Genomic DNA, 26,001 nt, shown 5'->3' on the forward strand with positions numbered 1-26,001 from the left:
CGTATTCTTTAAAATTCAAGACTAGCAGCATATTCAAATTGCTTAACAGTATCCACAAATACCTTGACGCTATCCAAGGGAGTATCAGGATAAACACCATGCCCTAAATTAGCAATGTGATGCTGTCCGTAGGCTTGTAACATAGTTTTGGTCATCGTTTGGACCGTATTTTTATCGGCATATAATGCGCAAGGATCCAAATTGCCTTGAACCACCTGATTTGCGCCCAATAATGCTCTTACATCAGCAGGGGTTTGTGTCCATCCTAAACCGACTACATTGCAACCTGCATTAGAAATATCCGTCAAAGAATGCCAAGCCCCTTTGGCAAATAAAGTCACAGGCACCATAGGATTGAGTGCCTCAGCAATACGCTTCATATAAGGCAATGAGAACGTTTTGAAACTATTTGGAGTTAATACACCAGCCCAAGAATCAAAAACTTGAATTAGGTCGGCACCAGACTCCACCTGTCTTTTCAAATAAGCAATGGTAGAAGTAGTTATTTTATCCAGTAATTTATGGGCTAAAACAGGGTTCTGATACATGACCTTTTTCGCTTTAGAGAAGGTCTTACTCCCTTGCCCCTCTAGCATATAACAAAATATCGTAAATGGAGCCCCTGCAAATCCGATAAGCGGTACTCTCCCATTCAATTCTCTTTTGGTTATTTTTAATGCTTCGTATACATAACCTAAATCTTCTGCTGCTGCTTCTCCCTCTAATAAGCCATCAATATCGGCTTCCGAAGTAATTGTTTTTGGGAATAAAGGTCCCTTGCCAGGAATCATTTCATAAGGTAAGCCCATTGCTTCAGGAATCACCAAAATATCAGAAAAAATAATCGCAGCATCTACGCCCAACTCATCAATAGGCTGAATTGTTACTTCACAAGCCAACTCAGGGGTTTCTACCAACTCTTTAAAACCAGATAGGCTAGCACGTAATGCTCTGTATTGTGGCAAAATACGACCTGCTTGACGCATTAACCATACAGGTGGGCGTTCTGTTTTCTCTCCTCTAGCTGCTCGTAAAAATAGATCGTTTTTTAACATATTTTCATTTTAAAAATTCTTATTAATGACAACACATTTTGTGTTGGGTAGTCGGTTGCCTACTTATATTGTCCTTTAAACCTACCAGAATTCAAGGTACTAACAAAGGATAAATTAGGCATTACTACCGATTAGGCTGCAAAGTTAACCAAGATTCGCTTTCTATTTATCTATTTTTGGTAATAATTTGTCTTGGTAATAAACATACATATCATATTGGGAGCGTTTTGGCGAAGAATTGTTCTTTTTATACTGATTATCTTGTTTGGCATTGATAATTCTAGCTTTGACGTTATCCTTAAATTGTATATCTAAGAAATCCTTAATTTCTTGTTTAAGATCTTTGGCATAAATAGGGAACGCACATTCTATGCGATAAAACAAATTTCGAGTCATCCAGTCAGCCGACGACAGATAAATTTTCTCATCTCCATCGTTGTGAAACATATAAATTCTAGTATGCTCCAAAAAGCGATCGACAATACTAATTATTTCTATATTTTCGCTATAACCAACCTGCCCAGGTACCACACTGCAAACCCCTCGTATAATCATTCTGATTTTAACCCCAGCATTGCTAGCATCATACAACCTTGCAATCATTCTAGCATCCTGAATGCTGTTTAGTTTTAGGGTGATAACCGCTTTTTTTCCTGCTTTTGCATTTTCAATCTCTTGTTCTATCAACTGATAGATATTTCGACGCATTCTAAACTGCCCAACCAATAAATGCTTAAAGTTTTTTTCTGGGCGCTTATAAAACTCCAAAAAATCAAAAATTTGCTCTACTTCCTTCGTCAGTCGTTTATCGGCAGTCATCAGCCCAAAATCACTATAAATTTTTGACGTATCCTCATTAAAATTCCCTGTTCCTAAATAAGCATAGCGTTTTGACTTTCGGGTTATTAACAATAACTTGGCATGTACTTTTAGTTCAGGAAGACTATACATTACTTTGGCTCCCCAAGATTCTAAACGTTCTGCCCAATAGAGGTTAGCTTCTTCATCAAATCGTGCCTTTACTTCCATAAAAACCATCACATCTTTCCCCTCTTGAATAGCAGATCTTAGTGCAGCGATTACCTGCGAATCTTTAGCGACTCGATATTGGGCAATTTTAATGCTTGTTACTTCTGGATCGTGAGCCGCCTGCTCCAACAAACGAATGACATAATCATATTTCTGATAGGGATAATGCAGCAGATGATCTTTTTCATCAATAACCGAAAACAACTTTTGTTGTTGGTGCAAATCTTTATGACTCAATGGTGGCAAAGAAATATCTCGCAGTTTCTTTAATCCAAAGTTAGGGAATTTAAAAAAGTCATAATTATTATGATACCTTCCCTCTGCTTGTAAGTCACCTTCTTTTACCTGCAAAGCAGCAGTAAGAAAATTTAAGGTACGTTTAGACATTCTACGATCGTAGACAAAACGAGTTCCTGGACCAATTGTTCGTTTGGCAATTCCCTTCCTTATTTTCTCAATCAAGTCGCCTGTATACTCATCCTCAATATAGATGTCTGCATCCCTTGTCATTTTGATCGAATAAGCATCCCTAATCGCATATCCAGGAAACAACCTAGGTAGGCAATAACGAATAATGTCATCCAAAATAATGATTTCTTTTCGTTTGGAATCTCTACTCGGCAATTCTATAAACCTAGAAAACTTATCAGAAGGTATTTTAACAACAGCATAACGATTGATATGACCAGCAGTCTTTAGACGAACTGCCAAATAAATAGCATTACTAGGTAAGAATGTCCTAATCTTGTTTTTTACCAAGAGGATTGGCTGCAAATGCTGAATTAACCGTTCTTCAAATAATCGATCTAAAAACAAATGATGATAAGACTTTAAATCTTTGGGGCGAAGAATATAGATGTTGTTTTGTCCTAACTCTGGAAGAATTTGATTTTTGTAAATATTATCAAATTCAACCTGTTGATCTGTCACAATTTTTCGAATCCGCTTAAGGACCAGTTCTGGCGAAAAATCCATCTGGTTCTTCGTTTTTTTCCCCAGCCGAATTAATGCTTTTAGTGCCGCAACTCGAACACGAAAAAACTCATCTAAATTAGAGGAATAAATCCCTAAAAACTTAATTCGCTCAAATAGAGGAACTGACTTATCTTTGGCCTCTTGCAACACTCGATAGTTGAAGGATAGCCAACTAATATCTCTATGTATAAAAGGTATATTCTTCTTTCTAAACATAAATTTTTTTTTTAGCAAACAAAATTTACAGTTCTACCACACAAAATTTAATAGTTTATATATTGGATATTAAAATTCCCGATCTCCATTATACTAAATCCAAAAGTAATAAAGCATTTGTGAATTGCAGCATAAAAAGAAATGAAAAGCGCCAAGTATCAATTTCTTAAAATTAACTTTATAATAAAAAATTACTTAAACTATATATTTTAACAGTGTCCCCCCTCCCCACTTTGGCATCATTATCGTGTAAAATAAACACAAGACTGCCAATCAAGCTATAAATTAAGTCTCAAGAGTACTTATTTATAAAATAAATTCGAGAAGTCCTACAGGATAAGATCTAATTGTACTTTTATTTTTTAAATTTGTGTCACTTTTGTTAATAAGTTAAATGGCAGGAATCAACACCTCTTTGGCAAAAATATCACCTATCCTTCTATTTTATAACCTTACATTTGTATGGTAATGAGTGATTAATCCTTTTTAAAACCTACCTAATAAAACCTTTAATCGTATATTTTTTTGATGGATTTTATAACATTACTAAAATTAGCTTATTCCTCTAGTTTTAGTACTCTCTATCAGATCAATAGTTATTCTGAACATAAGGTAACAGATTGAATTTTTCACACATAAAAAAAATAAACTAAATTGAACAATATGCTTGAATAAATGAGTTGGTTATTGCTCTCTCCCCCTACCTATACTGCAATAACTTGCCTAAATATCGTATTAAGCTCAACGTTGTTAACAACAGTACATAAGTATTCTCGCAACAAATTCGTCCACACTTGAGCGCCTCAATATGCTTGTAAGATATCAATATACTTTCTAAGCTAAAATCGCTACAAGGTTTCTTTTCTAACAGATAAAAACCTTGTTATCAAGGTAATAAAACAACCTATTTTTAAGCATCAAAAAAGTTCAAATAATTCATAATACATAAGATTATTATTAAAATGAATAATTTCTTTAAATACGCCGTTGTAGTTATAATACTATTATCTCTATTGCCGTTAGGGTATCAATACCTTAATGTAGGAATGACTGCTGATGAATTATTTGTGGATAATTTCACCACTCACAAAATCATCGATTCTAAAAAACATAGAGGTTTAGAAAGTGAAGCAGAAAACACGATAGCAGAAGTCGATGCTGCGGCTATTTTGGCGGTTCGATCAAAAGCCATCCTAGCTTATAATAAAAAAAATTACTCTGAGGCAACCAAATATTTCAAAGCCTACATGACAACTACAGCAAAGACAAAAGATAAAGGTGAAGTTGAACTTTATCTAGGACTTGCTTATTTGGGTGACAACCAAACTACTAAAGCCAAAAATTTATTCAAAAAGATGTCCAAAAGAGGCTCAAAAGGCAGAAAACAGGATGCAGAATGGTATTTGGTATTAACTTTGCTTAAAGAGAATAATGTAGAGCAGGCAAAAAAGAATTTGGCAAAAATTCTTCATCAAAAAAGAGCTCATACGCACAAAGAAAAAGCGTTGAAGTTACAGCAACAAATTGACAAATATTACGTACAATAAGTGCAACCCAATAAATTTACTAATTTTAGTAAAATTATTTTCTCCCCATTTTTATCTCTAATTATTGATAGAGCAAATTGTAGTTAAAAGGTGTTTAATTTTTATTTCTCCATAATTTATTAACCTCCTTTCGAACAAAAAAGAAATGTACTTAATAGTCGATTTTTCGTAATTTGTATAGCACTTCTTCTTTTTTTGATCAAAATAAGGTTAGATTGTGAGCATTCGTTTAAAGTTTTTATTTATTTTGAGAAACAAAATCAAATATCTATCTTTATAACAAACACTTATCTTATCTTACAAATTCTATAATTTGACTAAAAACTAAAATTTTATGGTTGTAAGAACTGTACTCAGAATCACTAAATGTTTAGCTTTAATTGCCCTTGTATTTTTATTTTCTTCTGATGATGCCAACGCTCAGCGTGGAAAAAGAGGAAAACGAGGCAAAGGTAAAAGAGGAGGAGAATTGACAATACTCAAAAATTTACCTGAATTTTTTGTCAACGATAATCTTTTGCCTAAATATTTAAAGGTAATCTATAAAAAAGATGCTGCTCGTTTAGCATTAAGATTAATTAATAAAGAACAACGTATTTCTAAACAAACAATTCGTGTTCCAGAAGAATTGGTCCAAGCCATTTATAATGCCTTAGTAGCTGTGCGTACTTCGGATTATGGTGCTATTGATACCATTGCTGGAAAATACAACGTTCGCTCTTTTCCAATTCCAAATGTAGAGAGTATTATTTTGGTATTCGAACATGATGCTCCATGGGTAGAACCACTAAAACAGCGTCAAGATACTACTGGAAGTGTAACCATTAATAATCTCATTCGAGAATACAACTTAGTCATGACTCGCATGGTTTATTTAGATGAGGAACGAGCTGGTTTGGTATTGCAATCTAGAGAACCATTAAACATGCCTGCTTTAATGATGAAATTCTTTACCAGTGAGGGAGTTGGTTCGATCGAAGAAATACTACCTTATGGTGACGGCAATGATATTGCTATTGCTAGAACGGGTGATGGTTGGGAAATTAACTATAGTGTTAAATTCGGAAACTGTGTGAATCAATGTCAAAAATTCCACCAATGGAAATTCACCGTAAGCGAAGGAGGTGAAGTTGCTTACATTGGAGGCTCTGGGCATACTATTCCACCTTGGATTAATGCTAATGCTCAAGCAAAAAAATATCCTGATGTTTTAAAGAAAAACTAAGAAATACAGAAACAATAAAAAAGGCTTTCCTCTTGGAGGAAAGCCTTTTTTATTTTAATCATCTAGCCTTGCAAATTGAGCCAAACTAGTTTGAAGCGAATCCTTGGCATTAGGCGTTAAATGTAATGCAAAAGGCTCGTGTGGCAAATGATAATCATGAGTCGTTAGCTTCCAATATAAGATTCCTTCTAAATTAATTTGTTGCTGTTTAACCACTTTATATAAAGCATCCATTGCAAATTTCCGTTCTTCTAGGTCTTCTTTTTCTCGCTTCCAAACAATTACTCGTTCATTTTTGTTCGTTCCAACAATAGAATAGCCGAACCCCGCCCAAGGTGCAAGTGTTGTATTTTCTCGATTGACATATCCGAGTTCTGTAAAAATCATCGGCTTATCTTTTAAGCCATACGTTGTCCTAAAAGCATCAATTTCATAAAACACATTCTTCCAGCCCCGCTCTAAGCTTTCTTTCAGCTCTGTTGCATCTTCTACTTTTCTATTCGCATTCCTCAAACCAAAATAAGCATTTATACCTATAAAATCTAAATCATCCCAAAAAGCTACTTCCATGTAATTATCAAAATTTGCCGCATAGGTCAATTGTCCCTTGTAAACCGTTCTGACCTGCTTAATCAATTTTTTCCAAGCCATAAGAGATTGTTTGCGGCGCTGATTCATTAGGGACAATCTATTTTTTTTCCCTGCAAAGGTAGCTTGTTGACCCCAAGTATAATTATATTGAATTCGGTCTTCAAGATATGTCTTAAGACTGGGGTAATTATCGTAGCCCCACACCCAATAATCTTCCTTTTTTAAGATCGATTCGTATTTTAAGGCACGTCTTTCGGATCTATTCTGCGCCTCTATATCATTATAATAAGCATACAAAGGGGGAATTGACCAAACCGTAAAGGTAGATGATAAAGCATTCATTTCGCTACCAATACTAAAAACATCGACCTGCTCTTCTGCTGCAATTGTAGCCCACTTCATCGCAAAGGCTTCGTATCGATCAAACCAATTGGCTAATAATTGCTCATTCTTGGGCAAAATCATCCCATGCCACATAAATCGATTGCGCATAAAAGAATAATCTAAAGCAACTCTCAAAATCAACACCACATTTATGCCTGCTTTTTTTGCGGTTCGAATTTCAGACAAGACCTTCTCATTTTTCTCATCAAATCTCAACGAGTCACTGTCCCATTCTCCCTGTTCGGCATAAACAGTTACCTCTATAGTGTTCATATCTGCTTGTTTGAGCATATTCATCCAGCTCAAATTATCTGCTTCATTGATTTGAATTCCTCCCAGATAAAACAACTCAGGCTTATAAGCAACACGTTGCTGCTCCCCACTAAAAAGAAGTAGTGCAAAAGGCAGTAGACAAATAAGTAAGAACAATTTTTTCATAGCAAAAAGTTACACCAACAAAATAGGTACTCTTATTTATAGATAATACTCCGTTAATTTTTTAGAGTGAACTACATAGTAATTAGTTGTATGCCCCCTATATAAATAAAGATAATGCTTCCACCGTATTATTTTCTTTTTTTTTACGAAAAACGCCATAAATGACAGGTATTTTACAACTTAAAAAAGTTTAATACAGCTTAAAGAACTGTTTTTTTGCCTCAATAATTCCTCTTTTTTATTCCCTATTACAGATTTGCTATTCAGACCCCAATATGCTATATTTGAGAACATATACTTGGATAGTATATTTTTAACCACTAAAACATAAACATTCATGAGTAACAAACCTTTCCTTTTGATACTTTTTTTATGCTTGAGTATTTCCACTAATGCTCAAGACTTTAACAATTATCAATTATTAAAAAGTACGGGGAAAATTCCTAAAGATTTTTTAATTCCATCCTCTGAAAAGTACAAAAAAGAGCTGGAAAATGTAGATAAAAACAACAATCAAAAAGATCAAAAACAATTCTACCTTGAAAGCAATTTTCTAATTGATGATTTATTGCAAAGTGCCAAAGTTTTATTTAATGATCCCATCACTGCCTATGTCAATAAAGTAGCGGATGAATTGTTAAAGGATGATGAAGAAATGCGCCAAAAATTGCGTTTTTATGCTGTTCGTTCTTCTGCTGTTAATGCTTTTGCAACCAATCAAGGAATTATTTTTGTCAATGTAGGATTATTGGCTCAATTAGAGAGTGAAGCTCAATTAGCTTTTATTTTGGCACATGAAATATCACATGTTCGACATGGGCATGCCTTGGATATGTATTTGGAAGCACAAAAAATAAGCCGCTATTCTAGCCGTACAGATCTAATGCGCAATACCTCTTTTGACGATAGAATTGTTGCCAAAAATTATTTCTCTAAGGAGCTTGAAACACACGCAGATAAAGAAGGGTTAGATTTGTACCTAACGAGTAAGTACAGCTTGGAGGATTTAGATGGAGTTTTTGATGTGCTTCAATATTCGTACCTCCCTTTTGACATTATTCCATTCAAAAGAGCATTTTTCGAGTCTGAATTTATCACTTTCCCTGAATCTTATTTCTTGCCAGAAGAAGAGTTAAATGAAATCAATGGATCGTATGAAGAAGATGATTCTAAAAGTACACATCCTAGTATCGACAAAAGAAGAACAGCTTGTAGCGAAATTATTGCCAACAACAGCAATGCAAATCGTAGTGCCTTTGTAACAGGTTCTAAAGAGGATTTTCTGAAAGTACGAGATATTGCTCGTTTTGAATTGGCTTACTATTATTTACATGATTTTAGGTATCAAGACGCTATCTACGCTTGTTATATTCTACAACAAAAATATCCAAATAGCCTCTACCTGAAAAAAATCATCACCAAATCACTCTATGGTTATACTAAATTTAAAAATGAACTCAAAGGGGTAAAACCTTATTCTGTTTCTTATTCGGATGAAGATATTTCTTCAGATTATATGAGTAAAAATGCGCACGAGGATATAGAAGGTCCTTCCCAACAGGTTTACTATTTTTTGGCACAATTAGAGCCTAAAGATTTAACTGTATTTACCCTTAGGTATGCTTGGGATGTTGTTCAAGAATATGCTGACGATAAAGAATTACAGACTATTTTGGAAGATTTATTCCTAGAATTGGCGTATCACTACGAAAAACGTTCTGAATTTTCAACTCAGAGCATTTTAGAACTATCAATGGCAAAACTTGCCAAAGCAAAACAAGATAGTCTTGACAAAATCCAGCCAAAAACTCCAGAAAATACGACGAAATTATCTAAATATGATAAAATAAAAAAACAAAAGAAAGAACAAGAGATCATCAGTGAGGAAGAAATCGATTCTACTGAATATTCCAAGTATGCTTTTCGAGATGTCTTAGAATCAAAAATGTTCAAAAATTTATTTTCTAAAGGCCAAAAAGAAAAACAAGATCGTGAAGCTCGAACTGAATATTTTAACTCTAGTGAAGGTAGAGCCGAACTTCGTAAACGTCGCAAAAATAGAATGGTTGCTTTAGGCATTGATTCTGTATTGGTCTATTCTCCTTATTATGTCAAAATAATAGAAGGAAGAAAGTCTAAAGTAGATCATTTAAAATCTGAAAAAAATCAACTGCAACTAACCGATATCTTGGTCAAAAATGCCGAGCTAGCTAAGGTTAACATTACCTTATTAAACACCAACAACTTAAACGAAAGCGATGCTGAGGCCTTTAATGAACTTCGTATATTGTCAGAGTGGATGTCACAACAAAATCGCTTTGGGGGTAACCTATTAATGAAAGGGTTTGATCAAGATTATGCGGATAAAATTGTTCAAAAATATGGCACTCCATATCTTTTATTTACAGGAATTGCTTCTATTCAGCGTTCTAAAACCCATTGGGTTTATTGGTCGGTTTTGTTTGATTTAGAGACGGGACGTTACCAAGTAATCAAAGAGGATTATTACAAGCAAAAAGACACCAAAACGCAACTCAATGCCCATATATTTGATACCTTTTTTCAGATAAAATCTAAGCGAAAAAAACGCAGCTAGGCTTTATTTAAGTTTTTAGATAAAAAGTTGATGTTCCAACTATCCAACTAACTACAACAAACATAAACCATGAAATATATTTTATATCTAACCCTATTTTTTTTACTGAACAGCTCCTTGACACAAGCTCAAGTGCCAGGTTATCAAGGAAAACGTTTTTTTATAGAATTGGGAGGTACTTTCTTCCCTAATTTTGGTTATCCTACGGCGCAAAATAAAGGGGCGCAGTCTTTTCCTTTTAATGCTCACACGGGGCATTTTACGATAAAAGACCGTTATAGTCTGGCGTTACATTATGTACTTTCTCGGAAACAAACGATAAAGTTGGCGTATAATTATCAAGTTTCAGGGCTAAATACAACAGCATCTACCCCAAGCTTATTTAGTGGCTCCAATAATCAGGATTATCACAACTTATTTTACCAACTACATGCTCACGATTTTAATGTAGGATTTAATCTGTATGGAAGGAGTAATGCTAATTTAGCTCCATTGGGCTTTTATTGGGACTTAGGCTTTCGTTTTGTTGGAGTCAATGGCGTTCTAAGGGATCAACGGGTATCCTATGCCGACAACCGTATTGACAACCGCCCTGATCCTCAACAACTAGCTCCTCTAACTCATGAAACCTTTACGTTTATGTTTGGAGTAACGGCAATGTGGGGATATAGAACGATAATTGCCAACAGAATAACGTTTAATATTGGTATAGAAACAACAATTTTTCCTCAATATATGATTCTAGCGAGTCCAATTGGTGGTATTCCTAATCCATTTTCGTCAACTGGGAGTTTTGAAGTGACCGAGTACCAAAAAGGAGTCATTAGAAATATTCAAGATCGCTATTTATTGGGAGTACACATAGGTGTTGGAGCGCTAATTTTTTAGCGCTTAGCTCAATTCGCTATAAATTGTACCCTATTGATTATTTAATTTTAAATGCATTAGGTACATTCTTTGAAGGACTAAACCATTAGAATGCTTTTTGTTCTAATCAGCTATTTGCTATCCTTCATCTCTTCAAAAAAAACTATTATGAAGCAACTATATTGGGGCTGTCTAACAGCTTTATTAATGATAACAATCAGTGCTTGTTCTAAATACGAGCCTATTTTTGGCGTAGCAGGAACGACCACAAACGAAGGACTCAAACTCAAAAAAGATTTGGTCTATATTCATAGAAATGATATTTATTTGGTCAATGAAATTCTGTCGGATGAAAAGCGTCTAACCAACAATCCTAGTTCATCCAAAACACATGTAGCATTAAGTCCTCAACATGATAAGATTGCTTATCTAAATGTTAACAAAACTCCTGTTATTATAGATACCTCAGGCAATGTGCTAGAAACCCTTTCTCAACATAGCAATGTTAAGGATATTTTATGGCACAAAAATAATGGCAACACCACTTTGGTCATCCTAAAGAACAATAATCTTTATTATCATGGACCTGCTATTTCTGGAATACCTTCCAATCCATTTGATTATGCCTTTCCTTCTGATGTAACCTTTCAAGCCATTGATGCCATTGATATTTCAGATAATTTAGATGTCTTTTTTACCTTTAGATACCAGCGCCCCTTCTCCCCTACTTCATCTATACGGAGATACTATCATGGTGTTGGGGTCAATCTATCTTCGACAAACTTTGACAAACTTAGATACATAGATGATGGTTATTACTCTCCGAGTTCATCTGCTTATAGTTCGTTGAGTTATCCCTACTTCTATAACGTTAAATATAATGAAGCCGATCAAAACGCAACAATTGGGTACATTACCAATGGAAACGAAAATGATTATACTGCTTATCAGTTGTCGTATTATAGTTATCAAAGCAGCTCGAACTTTATCCAGCAGCAAACTACATCACTAAATTCGGCAAACTATTATCATGAATCGGATTTGGGGCATGTTGCTTCTAATCCTTCGCAGATTAGAAAATACCTAACTACCTTGCCTACAGGAGTTCCACCTCCAACTGGCACCCCCAATACCTACACCATCAATTTTTCTACTCAAAATACCAGTCCACCAACTTATTTTGATTGGAATCCTTAGTAACTGCCCTATTCTTTATCTAAAAGTGTAGCAATTTGAAAAATTTGAAAATGTGTAACAATTATCACATTTTCAAATTTTCAAATTAAAGGATCATCTATTTATTTTGCACTTGTACACGGCATATTTACAAGCTTTTCATCCAATCCAAGATGAGCTTCATTGCCTCAGGTGAAAAAGTTTCTTCAATTTTTACATATTCTTCAACAGCACCTGTTTCGGAAGTTTGAAACAAATGATTAAGATTGGGCAACAATGCCGTTTTTACCTTCTTATTTTTAGCTAATGCGGCACGAATTCCATCCAAATTTTGTTCCCCTGCTACCTGAATATCTTTATCTCCATTAATCGCTAAGACAGGACATTTAACCTTTTTGAGATAATCAGCAGGATTAGAATTAATAAAATAGAACATCCAAGGGCTTCTTAAAGCTGCGATACTCTGTCTTAAGGTAACTTCATCCCCTCCAATTTCTTTTTTATCTTCTTCGCTCAAGCTGCTAAGGTCTGGTTTTACCAACTCTAATAATTCATTGGTTCCCAATTTATTATTTTTATCATTTATAATAGCCTCGTACAATTTACCTCCTATCTTATTGGCCGTTTTTAGTAGTTTTTCATCTGTTCCTTTCTGCACCATAATATCATAGCTTTGTTTCAGCAACAATTCATTTCCAGGTACTCCAGGACCTGCCAATAATACAATAAAAGCAATCTTCTTATCTTTACTAGCAACAATAGGCGCAATTAATCCTCCTTCACTGTGCCCCATCAAACCAATACGTTTAGGATCAATATTAGGATGTTTTTTCAGAAAATCAACCCCCGCCATTACATCTGTAGCAAAATCAGCACTTGTTGCTTTCGAAAAGTCACCTCCAGAAGCCCCAACTCCTCGATCATCAAAACGCAATACAGCAAAACCATTTCGAGTTAAGTAATCTGCCAACACCCAAAATGGTTTATGTTTTAGAATGGTTTCGTCTCTATCTTGTGGTCCAGAGCCTGAAATCAAAATTACAACAGGATGTTTGCCTTCACCTTCTGGTAAAGTAAGGGTACCTGCTAAGTCAAATTTTTCTTTTTTATTTTCATACGTTACCTCTTCTATTGTATAAGGAAAAGGCGCTTGAGGTTCTTGCGGACGCTTATGGCTTTTTTTCTCTGCTCTTGTCAATTCTAAGGGCAAAGGCACTCCCTGTACCCAATTTCCTTTTATTGAAGTTTTATCCTCATTTAGAGTCCCTACATATTGAGCATGTGCAGCCGTTAAACTCATTGTAATTTCGTTGTTCTTAATCGTAACATCGTCCATCTTGAGGTCATAAGCCATCTGATCAGGGCTATCCATTGTTGCCTGCCAATCCCCTGCTGCATTCTTTTCAAGGTGAAAAATGATTTTTAGTTCTTGGGTACCTGCATTTAACATCCCTTCCCAAGTTCCCGTCCAGTCCTGCGCTCCGATTGTACTAGTCATCAGAATGACCAATAAACTGCTGATAAAATAATTCATTTTGTATGGTATTAATTGATTTAATAAAAAACATTTAGACATTTATCTAAATATATAACCTTAACGCCAGAAAAAGAAAGAAAGTTCTTGAATTTGTATTTTATGAGTTAATACTCCGTTGATTAGTTCGTGCGCTTTGCCTATGATCGCTTCACTCATTATTCCCTGCGGTCATGAGCGCTGCGCTTAGTTGTTCACTGCGTTCATGGATAACATTGGTTATCAGTTTTTTAATATTTTAAGCTACAAAAACATCTGATACTAATAATCAACTTGATGTGATTAGCTTCGCTGCTAGGTTAGCTCGTTATCACTCGTGAGCCAGCAAGCTGGGTTCTGCGTGGTTACTGCGTGAGCCTTGTTACTCACTCTGTTCGTGAGGTCGCAAGCTCTGTTCGGGTTTTTAACGGAGTAATGATGAGTACAAGTGATAAAAAAAGATTAATATGATTGTAAGGATCAATTAAAATATTAATTTAGTATCACCCATTAGCCCTGTATATCGTATAAGCATGAAAGTTTGGATACAACATCACAATAATACTCCACTACCAATTTTATTGGAAGAATCCCCCATAGCAAGTGGCGGAGAGGGCAGTTTATACAAAATTAAGTCCCCTAGTTCTCATCAGCATTTGGTTGCAAAAATATACCACCCTAACCGTAGAACAAAGCTTCGACATGAAAAGATTCTTTATTTACAAGCAACTCCCCCTAAAGGTTTTAGAAAGAAAACAGCCATTACTTTAGTTTGGCCTCAAGCCTTAGTTTCAGACAAAGAAGGGCACTTTATGGGCTTTTTGATGCCTTGGGTAGCAGGCGAAAAATTAGAATTGTTATGCCTTCCGAACCTTCCTAAAAAACACAGCAAAACATGGCATGACTTTGACTTTAATGTTGATGTAAATTTACAAAATCGCTTAGATCTATGTTATAAAATAGCTTTGGCCATTCAACACATTCACGATACCGAACGCTATATACTAATCGATCTAAAACCTGATAATATCATGGTTAGCCCTGAAGGCAACGTTGCCTTAGTCGATTTAGATTCTGTAGAAGTCGTAGAAGAAGGAATTACTCGCTATGATGCGCCTGTAGCAACACCAGAATACACGCCACCCGATAGTTATTTGAACAACAACTTGGTTGATCCAACACAAGAAACGCCTTGGGATTGCTTTGGAATGGCAGTTATTTTTTATAAAATGCTATTGGGTGTTCATCCTTATGCTGCTTCTGCCTTAGCTCCTTACGATCAATATAATAGCTTGTATGAAAAAATTGAACAGGGGCTATTTGTACACAACCCTATCCTAAAAGGGCAGTTTGCCGTTATTCCCGAACTACACGACCGTTATCACAAACTTCCGTCTAGCATACAACAATTGTTTGAGCGCTGTTTTATCAAAGGGCATCACCAGCCTTTTGCCCGACCTAGCGCAGAGGAATGGGTGCAAGTACTTCGAGCCTATAACAAAGATCGAATAGTGGATGAATCTAAACTAAAAATTCCTCCTCTTGCCCTACATAAAATCCCCCATGATCTAGACTTGGAGCAGCTATTCACGCTTCCCATGATTTCCAAAATAAGTCAAGCGCCTAAAATTCAGCTAAAAAAGCCATTGGAAAAACAAGAGTTGCAAAATCGTCAACTTCCTATTGCCATACAGAACCCTGAAGTCATTCGCTCTCAGCGTTTTTTCAACTTTATTGTCTTATTATTAATTATGGTCACGGCTACTGCTTTATCTATTATAATGCCTTGGTACCTAAGTCTTATTATCGGCAGTCTTGCCTATTTAGGCTTTAACTACTCCACCTATAAAACTCGAAAATCAGCAGATCAAAAAGAAACAGTGGTTGGTATTTTAAACAAACAGCTAGGACAGTTTAAAGAATTAATTCAAATCGCTGAAGATTATGAAGCAAAAATTTCAGATTATGTAGAACGTATAAAACGTATACAGGAAAATAATCCTATTCCTTTAATCTCCAATTTACTAAAAAATCGGGGTATTATCCAGGAAAAAATAGATCGATTCTTTCAAACGATTAGAGTTGAAAAACAAAAACTAGTACGCCTAAAACGAACAGAAAAAGCTCGTTTTCAAGAACTTACAGCCTATTATCAAAAAAAAATCCAAACAGAAACCAAATTTTTATCCATTCAATCTTCTACACTGCGTCAAACGATCGCTTTACTAAAACGCCAATATCGTTTAGGATCGCTTAGTCGAGAAGAACAGACTCATTATAAGGATAATTTACACACCTTAGAAGCCTTGTTGATTCAGCAGGAGTTAGAACAAATTGAGCAGGAAGAGCAATATTGGGAAAAAACTCAGGATATTATTTATCGTTGCCAAGAAGAACATCAAAAATTGATCGATGACATTCAACACTATCACCAATCTATTAGTTCTAAAGAAGAAGCAGAAGTTAATTTTTTCATTGAAAAACAGCGCATTAATCGCTCTGAATTAAAACGATTACAATACGATTTGCAGCAGCTTGAAAAACCACTCCATGACCAAGTTGCGATCTGTCGTCAGGCCCAACAAAATGCAGAGTTGTACAAAAAAATTAATTATGGTCGACATTTACTAGAAATGGTTGGGCTAGTCAAACCATTTTAACCCTCCTCTATCTAAATCAAATCAGATGAACAGTAAAAACCTCCTTAAATTTATTCTCTATAGCATTGCGTTAATACTCCTTTCCTCTGGATTGACCTATTGGATGAGCAGTCATCAAGTAATTGCCCCTGCATCTATAGAGGTTTCCAATCCAGAAAACAATTGTGATATTCGGACATGGTATAATTTCCAAGTTATTGCCATCGATCAGATGAATGAATATTGGATTCATCAAGGATTGGACTTAGAAACTCGTGCTCAAAAAGCATTTCTATTGCGTCACAACGCTAGAAAATATGCTCGGTTTATGATGAAAGACAAAACAGAAGTTGCCAGCTTAGAACAACGAGATTTCAATAAATATGGCAATCCTGATGGTCCGTCTTTTGAGTATTTACTCGAAAAAAATCAAACCAAAGGGCTTACAATCTCTGAATCCTACGAACAAATTATAAAAAGTGCGAGTCAAACCAATCGCCGTCAGAATGCAGTTTGCCACACACACTAACATTAGATTAGAGCAAAGGTGCTACACTTAGAACCTTTGCTCTAATAATTCTAATGAGTACTAATTAATTTCTCCTCCTTCTCCACCATCACCATTGCTGCTACCACTTCGTAAACGGCTGGCATTTTTAGAGCGTCCATCCCGAACATTAACTTTACCAAAACGATATGAAAAACGCAGTTCAAAAACAGGCGACTCCCATTGATGTTTCCCTGATTGCGAAAAGGAGCGCCCATCAGAAGTCTCAAATTGATACTGCCCGCCCAATATTGGGTTCCGAACACTTAGTGTTACTGTTCCTTTGTTTTTAAGTACCTTTTGGCTAACAGAAAATGAATTCCAAGTGTAACCACCAGTCCAGCCCTGTGCTACTTTGGTTGGAATAGAATACCAAGCATAGAGCGAAATACGCATGCCAAATTTAAAGACAAAATTCATGTTTACATTCACATTTCCAGCAATTGCATTAACAGAATAATCTTCATTTACATTGGTTCCATCTTGAATATTTTGGTACACAGACCCCGTAAGTCCAAAGTTCCACCATTTAAAAGGCACAAAGCGAGTCACCAATTCACCTCCCCACATATGGCTCGTACTAAAGTTGTAATGGGTAAGTACAGAAACGCCATCTTGACGTAAAGTTCTTAGTCGTACGATTTGGTCTGTATTGTACTTATAAAAAGCCGTTAACATAATTGTATTCCCTCCTTTCCAATAATTGACATAGCTTAATTCAACTGCATTGGTGTATTGTGGCAATAAATAAGGGTTTCCATATCTCAAATTCAACGGATCACTATAGCTTGGAAAAGGGTTTAATGCCCAAGTAGATGGGCGTTGTATTCTTCGGCTAAAGCCCAATTGTACTTGTTGATTTTTGGGCAATTCGTACGATAGATGTACCGAAGGAAATATACTGGGATAGTTGTTTCTAAAGGTAGAATCAGTTGGATAAACCAAACGAGAATCTGCCAAAGTATATTCACCTCTTAATCCTAATTTGTAGCGAAATTTACCAATTTGCTGTGCAAAAGTTGCATAGACCGCATGGACCTGTTCTTGGTATTGAAAATTATTGGTTCGTCCTGTATCGTTCAACATTTGCATTTGGTTATAATCAAAGGATTCAGAACTAAAATCATTGCCTAACCAACGAATATTGCCCTTATAACCAACCTCTAATTTCATTTTTTTATTAAAGGGGTGGGTATAATCAATGCGCATGGTTCCTTGGTGCATTTTGTTGTAATTGGTGGTATATTGAGAATCAGGCGTGCTGTTTGCCTCTGTCCAATCGGGTAAATACAATTGCTCTGAAAAGGTTTCAAATTCCGAATTGTTATTCATAGAATACTGCAAATCAATCACCAGTTCTTGTTTGTCTCCCATTGTTCCTGAACGTCCCCCTGCACGACCATCTCCGCCACCATGCCAACGTCTTCGTCCCTTTCCATAAGAATCTTTAGAATTGTCACGGCGAGTCACTTCCTCTTGATTATTTTTATCTTTTTTCTTTTGTTTAAAAACTTTAGCATAAACGAGATTATACGTCATACTAAAACGGTTCCGACTACCATCATTTATACGCTCACTAATGGACATTTTTAGTTGATTGGCATCTAAATAGTCATACTGTATGTTACTACTATTCCCACCGCCACTTGGTCGAAGACGGGCTGCAATGGTTAAGGTATTATAGTCATCAAAATAATAATCCATTCCTATGCGAGCCATAGCTCCATTTCGAATTCTTTTTCTATCTGTAAACTGTTCTAAAAAGGAAGTATCTGTGGGTAAGGTAGTGGCTCTATAGTTATAATTTCGGCTATAGCTTTCTCTATAATTATAACTAAAGTTAGAAAAGATATTGATTTTGTTGTTTCTAAAATTTAAACTCAAACCACCTCTATACTTTCCAAAGGGCACCCAAGTAGAGGTTCCAATAGAAACATTGGCAGACCCTGTGAAGCCCTCTAAAACATTCTTTTTTAGTACAATATTAATAATTCCAGAGGCACCTTCTGGATCATATTTGGCAGATGGGCTGGTAATTAATTCTACTTTTTTTACTGTATTGGCAGGCAATTGATCCAATATTTCTGCTTGGCTATCTCCTGTTAATCCTGTCGGTTTTCCATTGATATAAACCTGCACAGCAGCACCCCGAATTTTGACAGCACCATCAAAGTCAACTTCTACCGTTGGTGTATTGCGTAATATTTCCGTTGCATTCTCACTATCGCCCAAGTTCGTTTTATCTACATTAAAAACTCTTTTATCTAATCCCAATTGAAAAACTGCTTTGTCTGCTGTAACCTCTGCTGTTTTTAGGGTAGCTTCTGTTGGAGCAACATAAATTTTTTCTAAATCAACAGTAGGCTGATTCGGAAATATCTTTAGCATTGGGACGGTATACGTACTGTAGCCCATATAACTAATGGTCACTCGATGTCTGCCAATTGGCAATTGATCAATTTCAAACTTTCCTTTCTCATCGGTTATCATTCCCCCCACCAAAGCAGAATCACGCATTCTAAAAACAGAAACAGTAGCAAATTCTAAGGGCTTCTGGCTAATAGAGTCATAAACGGTTCCACTAAGCTTTCCTATTTTGGGCATTTCTCGTCCCCCAGGCTGTGCCTGACCAATAACTATTAATGAGATGAATAATAAAGTAGTAAATAAAGATTTCATGATTTATCCTATTGATAATATTTGTAATGTTCTTGGGTGCTGCCCCAAGTGTGAATAAATGACTGCGTCATTTAAGACAGCAATAGGATTACTTGGTTTAATTTAATAATAGGATAAAGGACAAAGTGTTCTATTTAATAGATAAACCATCTAATTTTATCGATTGATTAACTCCATTTTAATTCACCTAAAGGGTTATCTCGTTTAAATTTTTGATAGTTAAATACCACAGGATGAGATGCCATATCAAAGTCAAAAAATGAAGGATTATTCTTAATGTTATTGTCCAATTTTTGGTAATAATGGGAAAAAAGAGCCTGCCCTTTAGGCGTAAAAACGGTTGTCAAGGGAATTTGCTCTAAGCCAATATTATGGCGATTCTTATTGATTGCAATTCTGCCCTTTAATTCGTGCAAAATCTCTGGGTCAAATCCTGGGTTTTTCTTTATTATTTCCAAAAATGAATCAACAATCTGCCCCGTAGTATAAATCCCATGCAAGGCACTATATAAGGTTCTATCGTCCTCATTGTTCAAATAGTTGCCAATTGTCTCGTTATGATTCACCAAAAAGAATTCTTCTATATTGCACGTCATTGCATTAAAGACAATATGGGAACATTGATGGATCAATTCCTCTAGGAAAAAGGTGACATTGCTGTTTTCATTTACATTTAAATAAGTTGTTCCATGTGCCTCACGAGTAGCAAAATTCCTAAGTTCAGAAGAGGAAAAAAGAATAATCTTTCGAGTACTTAAGGCATATTTCTCAAATTCATTGGGCAAATGTTCTTTTAGCAAGGCTAATGCCTGCTCCAAAGCGATTTGAAACGGTTCAACAGCGATGGGGGCAGTAGATAATAATTCGTTGATGAGCGTTGCTTTGGCATTGGGCCAAGCATAAAACAAATCTTCAGAATGTGGATCAATCGAACTACTCAACTCTATAGAAGGGATTGTTGTTAAATAATTGATGGGTAAAAAATCAAATACCACACGTTCCTCCCCCTGTTTTAGTACAATTGTATTGCGTTCTGGTTGATAATTTAATTCAAAAAAAGTGCTTGGCTTCTCCGTTTTTAGGTAACCATAATTGGGCAAATAAACCACCCCATTTTGATTTGAAAACACCTTAAATTGCAAGGGCTTATGTTCTAATTCAGCATAACCAAATAAGATCTGCTGATTCGTCATTTTTGGATTTTTTCTGCCACAGTAGCCAAATAATAAAGGCTCTAGAAAGATTTTATCGTCGTAAAAATCTAGCCGTTCAAAAATAGTGGAATCTTCTTGATACAAAGCAGTTTTAATGATGTCACAAAAACTTCCTTGCCCATCTATTAACAATTTTCTTTCGTTATCCATGGTTTATTTATTTTAATGCTATAAAATTGGACTCCAATAGCTCTTGTAAAATCGCAAGGAGTTGCTCCTTCTCTTCCTCTATTATATCAGAAATTTCTAACTGCCAAAGGATCTGTTCTAAGGTAGTTTTGCCATCTATCTTCAACATCAGCTCGTAAATAATTTCAGGAAGATCGTATGCTTTCTGATGGAAACTTGCAGCATAGCTCGCCTCCATGCATTTACCATCCTTTGCCCGCCTTGTTACCCTTAACTCAACCGCATTATTAACCACTAGAACATCCGAAAGCGTAAGTCTTGCTTGAGCATCCCCCTTCTGAGCAACAAAAAACCAGTTATCATACATGCGATAACGCATACTGTTAGGGTTAAATAGATGCCTAGTTGCCAAAAATTCATTGGCTAGAATACGATAGCCCTTTTTTTGAAAAAACAACGCTACCTCTTCCGCAGATAGCATTTCTAATTCTGTATTAAAGAAATATTCCAAGGGACCAAAATGAATAAACAATCCATTGGCTGCCAGTAAACGATCCAACTCTCCAAACAAGACATTCAAGGGCAATACATCTGTAAAATAAATAGAATAGATGTGATTAATAGCCCCCTGATCTAATGGAATATTGGAAGCTTGAGCAATAAAAAAGTTAACTTTTTCGTCAATGGTTCTAACTTGTTCCTCCGTCATTTTCAAAGTGACTCGTTGTATCGTATCCTCTATTGTTCGACAGTTTCGCAACACTTTTTGTACCACCTCCCAAGTTCTCACCTTTTTTAGATGATTAATACTCCATATCATAAACAAAGAAGCATCAAAAGCATCTACTTGATTATATCTATACGCTAGATCCACTGCATACCGCCCTGTTCCACAGCCTAGGAAAAGCGCACTAGGTGCTGCTGAAACATTCATTGCTTGTAATTTTTCTTCTAAGAAGGAATGAATTATACCATATTGGTCATAAGTGGAGTTATGCCCCCAATCCCTAATCAAATAACCAAAGGAAAAAGGCGTGGCAGATTCGTAAGAAAAAGACTGCACTTCCTTGGTAAGCAGTGTTTCTTTTGCAACCAAAGGGTACAGTTCATCTTTTATTTTAGTATAAATATTTTTATAAAATAAATTCGCCTCTTCTATCAAAGCAATTCTTCTCGCACTTATGCCATTATCAATTGCTAGATGCTCTTTTTGCGGTACAGTTTGACCGTGCAAGCCCTCCATCCTAACAAGATAATTGAGCCAATACGCCTTTTCATCATCTGTTAAATTGTCAAAAACCATTGTTATTTTTATTATAAGATTGATTCTTTGAATTCGGAATCGCTTAATTCTTTAAAAAATTAAACATTCTCCCCAACAAAGAAAGGTTCTCTGTTATTACTTCTGCCACCCCTATTAGCTCCTGTTTTTGTTCTAATTCCTGCCCAGAGCTAGTGAGCAATTGGTCGGGCAATTCAACTTTTAGTAAATAAGTCCCATCTTTGGGAACGTTGGTGATCGACAAAACTCGTCCCTTTAATGTTCCAAATTCATGATAAGGGTAGTTGGCTAATTTAATAATGACCGATTGATCGACCTTAACTTTTCCTGAATTTCCAATTGGCATTTTCACCCAAGCAAAATAAGTTTGTTTTCCACTAGGACTAATCGTAAAAACGTGTTGTTCTTTGGTCAAAAATTGTCTTTTAGATCGAATATCGTACATATTCAAAATACCATCTACAGGAGCCACTAATACATTGGTTTGTGTCCACTCTCTCAATAAAAAAAGCAGGCGATTAAAACTACTTAAGATATTATTCCTCAACAATAAGTATTGGTCTGACTGCTCAATTACCAAAGAAGAATTTTCTTTATTAATTACCTCTTGTTGGAGTTGAGCTTTTAGCATAGCACTATTGAGTTCTTCTATTTGGCTTTTGAGCGCCAACCATTGTCGTTCCTTTTGTTCTACTTCAATTTTGGCAGAAGCTTTATTTTTGAAGAGTTCTTTTGTCCTTAGATAAGCACTATAAACCAACTCCTGTTCTTGCTCCAACAATTCTTTTTGCTTTGCTAAGTTCAATAAGATTTTATCCAAGTTTTTGGTTCGATTGTTATTGATACCAATTTGCAAAAATTGAGGATTTAGCTTTTTAAACAATTGGTACTCGCTAATATTCCGAATTAAATTTAAGTACTCATCGTTCAGGGTACCTAGCCGCAAATGGTCATCCAATTGAATGGCATTAATTTTCTCCCAAAAATCAGTTCCATCTAATTTTTCCACCAAATCCATTAAGGCTAAGATACTCTTGTATTCTGCACTATTATTCAAGACCAAAATCCAATCGTCCTTTTTAACAAGCTCTTTATCCTGTTTGAGTATGTGTGCAATTTGACCGCTACTTTCACTATACACATCAATAGATGGATCTTCTGTCAAAACAGTAGCTTCAGAAATAATCACATCTGGGTATTCAATTGCCCATAAGCCCAAGAGCAACAAAACAAAAATTATAAAAAAGAGCGTATTTCCCCAGCTAACAATCCAAGAAGGTGTTTTTTCTAGAATGTCTTGAAAAAAATAACTCTTATCTTCTATTCTCAGTATTTTATCTTTATCAATTGCCAAGTTCTAGTTGATTTTTTATAAGTTGATAATAAGATCCTCTTTTGTCAATTAGTTCATCATGTGTTCCAACCTCTTTGATGGTTCCCTGATCCAAGACTACAATTTGATCTGCGTTTTTGACCGTACTCAGCCTATGCGCAATAACCACTACCGTCTTCCCTTTACAAAACTCATCCAAATTATCAATAATAGTTCGCTCATTATTGGCATCCAAAGCACTAGTAGCCTCATCAAAAAATAAAAATTCTGGATTTTTATACACCGCTCTTGCAATCAAAAGCCGCTGTCGCTGTCCACCACTCAATGTACGCCCACTAGACCCAGCAGGACCAATCATTGAATTAAATCCCGAAGGCAAGCTATTAATCAGTTCTTCGATGTTCGCCACCCTTACCGCTTCTAGCAGTCGATCTGTATTGATCACATCATTGGGTGCGGATTCTGTAATATTATTCGTTACATTATCTGAAAAAATATACCCTTCTTGTAAAACGGTGCCACACAAAGCCCTCCAATTGTTGGTATCAATATGGTTAAGGTTGGTATTGCCTATCCTCAAAGCGCCTTCTGTTGGCAAGTATAATTTTAGCAACAACTTAATTAAGGTCGTCTTTCCACCACCACTATTGCCAACAATAGCCGTTGTCTTTCCTTTGGGTATATGTAGGTTAATATCTTTTAATACTAAGTTCCCCATATCTCCTTCATAAGAGAAGTTGACATTTTCAAGCACAATATCTTGCGCCTCCTTTGGCAAAGTCAGTAAGTTTTGCTCGTTCAATAATTTTTCTTCAGGATTAATAAAGTCTATTTCGCCAAAACGCTCAACACTTAATTTAGCATCCTGAACCAACCTAAAAAAACCCACCAAATTCCACAGAGGAACATTTACCTGCCCAACAATATACTGTATCGCCAACATGGTTCCCAGTGTAATCTGCCCCTGAATCACCAATAAAGCAGCCGCAAAAGTAATAGAAATGTTTTTGAGTTGATTGATAATATCGCCCCCTATAGATTGAAACAGCCCCACTTTGAGGGTAGAAATAGCCGTTTTATAATAACGTACCCGATTCTTTTCCCAACTCCAAGTATGTCTGGTCTCGGCTCCATTTACTTTTACTTCTTGTATCCCATTAACAGTCTGAATGAGGGTAGAATTGATATTAGAAGAAGCATCAAAACGTTTAAAATCTAGTTCTTCCCGTTTTTTCATAAAAAACCAAACCCACCAAACATAGGCGATGATTCCCACAATAAAAATTCCTAAGATCAAGAGGCTATAATAAGCTAGAATGACCAAAAAAATCAAGGCATTGATATAAGAAAATATCTGCCAAGGTGCCTCATTCAAAAAATCTTCTAAACGCTTGGACTCATTAATACGCTGTAAAATATCGCCTGGTGTTTTGCTATCAAAAAAAGAAACTGGTTTTTTGAGCAATTTGGTCAAATAATCGGAGGTGACTAACATACTTGTTCTAGAACCAATGTACAAAAGCAACCAACTTCTAATGATATTTAGGAAAGAAGAACTTAGAAAAAGAACTAGCTGTGCTAACAATAAAACATAGACAAAATTTAGATCGCCATAATTAATCCCCTTATCCACCAATGCTTGCGTAACAAAAGGTATAATCAGTTGTACGATCATCCCAATAAAAACGCCAATAAAAACCTGTATTAGGTACTTTTTATGGCTATTTAAGTAAGGCAAAATAATATTCAGCCCACTTGGCTTTTTATCATCTTCTTGCTCATAAAACTTAGCAGTAGGCTCCAATAAGATGGTCATTCCTCCTTGGCTATCATCTACTCTATTGTTATTTTGCCAAGCTTTTACAAACTCTTCTTTGGTATAGGTAATCAGACCATAAATAGGATCTGCTACGTACACTTTGTTTCGCTTAATTTTATGTACAATGACAAAGTGCCGATCTCTCCAGTAAACAATACAAGGCAAAGGCGCTTCTACCGCTAAGGTTTCAAAATCAATCAAAGCTGGTATAATATGAAAGCCTAAATCTTCTCCTGCTGCAATTAGATTTTTGGCAGATACCCCATCTGGACCAATTTTGCATTTGTACCGAAGGTGTTCCATACTTAAGTTTTTTCCATAAAACTTAGCTAACATCCTTAGACAAGTTGGCCCACAATCAAATCGATCTGTTTGTATAAATACAGGAAATTTATTGGGAAATAACAGTTGTTTTATCTTTTTTGAAACGGAATACATAAAGTAAGGTTAAGCCTCTTTTGGGATATGGGACATGTACGAATAAACAGTATGGAAAAACGTTGGGCACGAATACTCACAAGCACTAAAGTCTTTGTTACACAATGCCTTTATCAAAAGTATTTCGAATATACTATAAATATTAATACTTCAATGCTTTTTGACAAAACATATACTAAAAATCAAGTTTAGATGCTTTTGATAAACATTCTTGTAACGTTTTTGCTCAATTGCTATGATCCTATCATAAAACACGACTTCTGTTCTATGAGAAACCTTCTCGTATAGCCCTAAAGCCATAACAAGAAG

General features: G+C 35.6%; 16 protein-coding genes. 7 read left to right on the top strand and 9 right to left on the bottom strand.

Features of this window, described 5'->3' with window-relative positions; all coding sequences use genetic code 11:
• Positions 1-8: 8 nt before the first annotated feature.
• Together hemE and ppk1 are read right to left on the bottom strand one after the other, a co-directional pair.
• The gene (hemE, locus tag AsAng_RS20055) at positions 9-1,055 is read right to left on the bottom strand and encodes a uroporphyrinogen decarboxylase (protein ID WP_264788885.1); all 1,047 of its coding nucleotides are present in this window, start codon (positions 1,053-1,055) and stop codon (positions 9-11) included.
• A gap of 162 nt (positions 1,056-1,217) precedes the next feature.
• A complete protein-coding gene (gene ppk1 / locus AsAng_RS20060; protein ID WP_264788886.1) occupies positions 1,218-3,275 on the bottom strand; it encodes a polyphosphate kinase 1 in 2,058 nt (685 codons plus the stop codon).
• A 962-nt stretch (positions 3,276-4,237) separates the two neighbouring features.
• On the opposite strand from ppk1, the gene AsAng_RS20065 reads away from it, so the two are divergent.
• Both AsAng_RS20065 and AsAng_RS20070 read left to right on the top strand, forming a co-directional pair.
• Positions 4,238-4,822: a tetratricopeptide repeat protein gene (locus AsAng_RS20065; protein ID WP_264788887.1), complete on the top strand. Its 585-nt coding sequence runs from the start codon at positions 4,238-4,240 to the stop codon at positions 4,820-4,822.
• A gap of 334 nt (positions 4,823-5,156) precedes the next feature.
• Complete coding sequence (locus AsAng_RS20070; RefSeq protein ID WP_264788888.1) at positions 5,157-6,047, top strand: hypothetical protein; 891 nt, start codon at positions 5,157-5,159, stop codon at positions 6,045-6,047.
• 54 nt (positions 6,048-6,101) lie between these two features.
• Here AsAng_RS20070 and AsAng_RS20075 read toward each other — a convergent pair whose 3' ends face one another.
• Positions 6,102-7,460, bottom strand: a complete 1,359-nt coding sequence (locus tag AsAng_RS20075) for a glycoside hydrolase family 113 (RefSeq protein WP_264788889.1) — start codon at positions 7,458-7,460, stop codon at positions 6,102-6,104.
• 337 nt (positions 7,461-7,797) lie between these two features.
• On the opposite strand from AsAng_RS20075, the gene AsAng_RS20080 reads away from it, so the two are divergent.
• From AsAng_RS20080 to AsAng_RS20090, 3 genes are all read left to right on the top strand, one after another.
• The gene (locus AsAng_RS20080) at positions 7,798-10,056 is read left to right on the top strand and encodes a M48 family metallopeptidase (RefSeq protein WP_264788890.1); all 2,259 of its coding nucleotides are present in this window, start codon (positions 7,798-7,800) and stop codon (positions 10,054-10,056) included.
• Between the two features lie 69 nt (positions 10,057-10,125).
• A complete protein-coding gene (locus AsAng_RS20085) occupies positions 10,126-10,944 on the top strand; it encodes a hypothetical protein (RefSeq protein ID WP_264788891.1) in 819 nt (272 codons plus the stop codon).
• Positions 10,945-11,091: 147 nt separating this feature from the next.
• Positions 11,092-12,120, top strand: a complete 1,029-nt coding sequence (locus tag AsAng_RS20090; RefSeq protein WP_264788892.1) for a hypothetical protein — start codon at positions 11,092-11,094, stop codon at positions 12,118-12,120.
• Between the two features lie 127 nt (positions 12,121-12,247).
• On the opposite strand, the gene AsAng_RS20095 is transcribed toward AsAng_RS20090, so the two are convergent.
• Complete coding sequence (locus AsAng_RS20095; protein ID WP_264788893.1) at positions 12,248-13,633, bottom strand: alpha/beta hydrolase family protein; 1,386 nt, start codon at positions 13,631-13,633, stop codon at positions 12,248-12,250.
• A 512-nt stretch (positions 13,634-14,145) separates the two neighbouring features.
• Here AsAng_RS20095 and AsAng_RS20100 point away from each other — a divergent pair.
• Both AsAng_RS20100 and AsAng_RS20105 read left to right on the top strand, forming a co-directional pair.
• The gene (locus tag AsAng_RS20100; RefSeq protein ID WP_264788894.1) at positions 14,146-16,272 is read left to right on the top strand and encodes a protein kinase domain-containing protein; all 2,127 of its coding nucleotides are present in this window, start codon (positions 14,146-14,148) and stop codon (positions 16,270-16,272) included.
• 25 nt (positions 16,273-16,297) lie between these two features.
• The gene (locus tag AsAng_RS20105) at positions 16,298-16,780 is read left to right on the top strand and encodes a hypothetical protein (RefSeq protein WP_264788895.1); all 483 of its coding nucleotides are present in this window, start codon (positions 16,298-16,300) and stop codon (positions 16,778-16,780) included.
• 60 nt (positions 16,781-16,840) lie between these two features.
• Here AsAng_RS20105 and AsAng_RS20110 read toward each other — a convergent pair whose 3' ends face one another.
• From AsAng_RS20110 to AsAng_RS20130, 5 genes are all read right to left on the bottom strand, one after another.
• Positions 16,841-19,477, bottom strand: a complete 2,637-nt coding sequence (locus AsAng_RS20110; RefSeq protein WP_264788896.1) for an outer membrane beta-barrel family protein — start codon at positions 19,475-19,477, stop codon at positions 16,841-16,843.
• Positions 19,478-19,644: 167 nt separating this feature from the next.
• Positions 19,645-20,841, bottom strand: a complete 1,197-nt coding sequence (locus tag AsAng_RS20115; RefSeq protein ID WP_264788897.1) for a hypothetical protein — start codon at positions 20,839-20,841, stop codon at positions 19,645-19,647.
• Between the two features lie 7 nt (positions 20,842-20,848).
• On the bottom strand, positions 20,849-22,123 hold the full coding sequence (locus AsAng_RS20120) for a class I SAM-dependent methyltransferase (RefSeq protein WP_264788898.1): 1,275 nt from the start codon (positions 22,121-22,123) through the stop codon (positions 20,849-20,851).
• Positions 22,124-22,166: 43 nt separating this feature from the next.
• Entirely contained in the window at positions 22,167-23,456 is a 1,290-nt protein-coding gene (locus AsAng_RS20125) for an HlyD family secretion protein (protein ID WP_264788899.1), read from the bottom strand.
• Positions 23,446-25,692 carry a peptidase domain-containing ABC transporter gene (locus AsAng_RS20130; RefSeq protein ID WP_264788900.1) on the bottom strand — a complete coding sequence of 749 codons (2,247 nt, stop codon included), beginning with the start codon at positions 25,690-25,692 and terminating at the stop codon, positions 23,446-23,448. The genes AsAng_RS20125 and AsAng_RS20130 overlap by 11 nt, the downstream gene beginning before the upstream one ends.
• Positions 25,693-26,001 lie beyond the last annotated feature (309 nt).

The organism is Aureispira anguillae (genome assembly GCF_026000115.1).
GTDB lineage: Bacteria > Bacteroidota > Bacteroidia > Chitinophagales > Saprospiraceae > Aureispira > Aureispira anguillae.

Bases quoted from the DNA above. Each gene is read 5' to 3' on its own strand.
- hemE (WP_264788885.1), bottom strand. From the start codon at position 1,055: ATGTTAAAAAACGATCTATTTTTACGAGCAGCTAGAGGAGAGAAAACA.
- ppk1 (WP_264788886.1), bottom strand. From the start codon at position 3,275: ATGTTTAGAAAGAAGAATATACCTTTTATACATAGAGATATTAGTTGG.
- AsAng_RS20065 (WP_264788887.1), top strand. From the start codon at position 4,238: ATGAATAATTTCTTTAAATACGCCGTTGTAGTTATAATACTATTATCT.
- AsAng_RS20070 (WP_264788888.1), top strand. From the start codon at position 5,157: ATGGTTGTAAGAACTGTACTCAGAATCACTAAATGTTTAGCTTTAATT.
- AsAng_RS20075 (WP_264788889.1), bottom strand. From the start codon at position 7,460: ATGAAAAAATTGTTCTTACTTATTTGTCTACTGCCTTTTGCACTACTT.
- AsAng_RS20080 (WP_264788890.1), top strand. From the start codon at position 7,798: ATGAGTAACAAACCTTTCCTTTTGATACTTTTTTTATGCTTGAGTATT.
- AsAng_RS20085 (WP_264788891.1), top strand. From the start codon at position 10,126: ATGAAATATATTTTATATCTAACCCTATTTTTTTTACTGAACAGCTCC.
- AsAng_RS20090 (WP_264788892.1), top strand. From the start codon at position 11,092: ATGAAGCAACTATATTGGGGCTGTCTAACAGCTTTATTAATGATAACA.
- AsAng_RS20095 (WP_264788893.1), bottom strand. From the start codon at position 13,633: ATGAATTATTTTATCAGCAGTTTATTGGTCATTCTGATGACTAGTACA.
- AsAng_RS20100 (WP_264788894.1), top strand. From the start codon at position 14,146: ATGAAAGTTTGGATACAACATCACAATAATACTCCACTACCAATTTTA.
- AsAng_RS20105 (WP_264788895.1), top strand. From the start codon at position 16,298: ATGAACAGTAAAAACCTCCTTAAATTTATTCTCTATAGCATTGCGTTA.
- AsAng_RS20110 (WP_264788896.1), bottom strand. From the start codon at position 19,477: ATGAAATCTTTATTTACTACTTTATTATTCATCTCATTAATAGTTATT.
- AsAng_RS20115 (WP_264788897.1), bottom strand. From the start codon at position 20,841: ATGGATAACGAAAGAAAATTGTTAATAGATGGGCAAGGAAGTTTTTGT.
- AsAng_RS20120 (WP_264788898.1), bottom strand. From the start codon at position 22,123: ATGGTTTTTGACAATTTAACAGATGATGAAAAGGCGTATTGGCTCAAT.
- AsAng_RS20130 (WP_264788900.1), bottom strand. From the start codon at position 25,692: ATGTATTCCGTTTCAAAAAAGATAAAACAACTGTTATTTCCCAATAAA.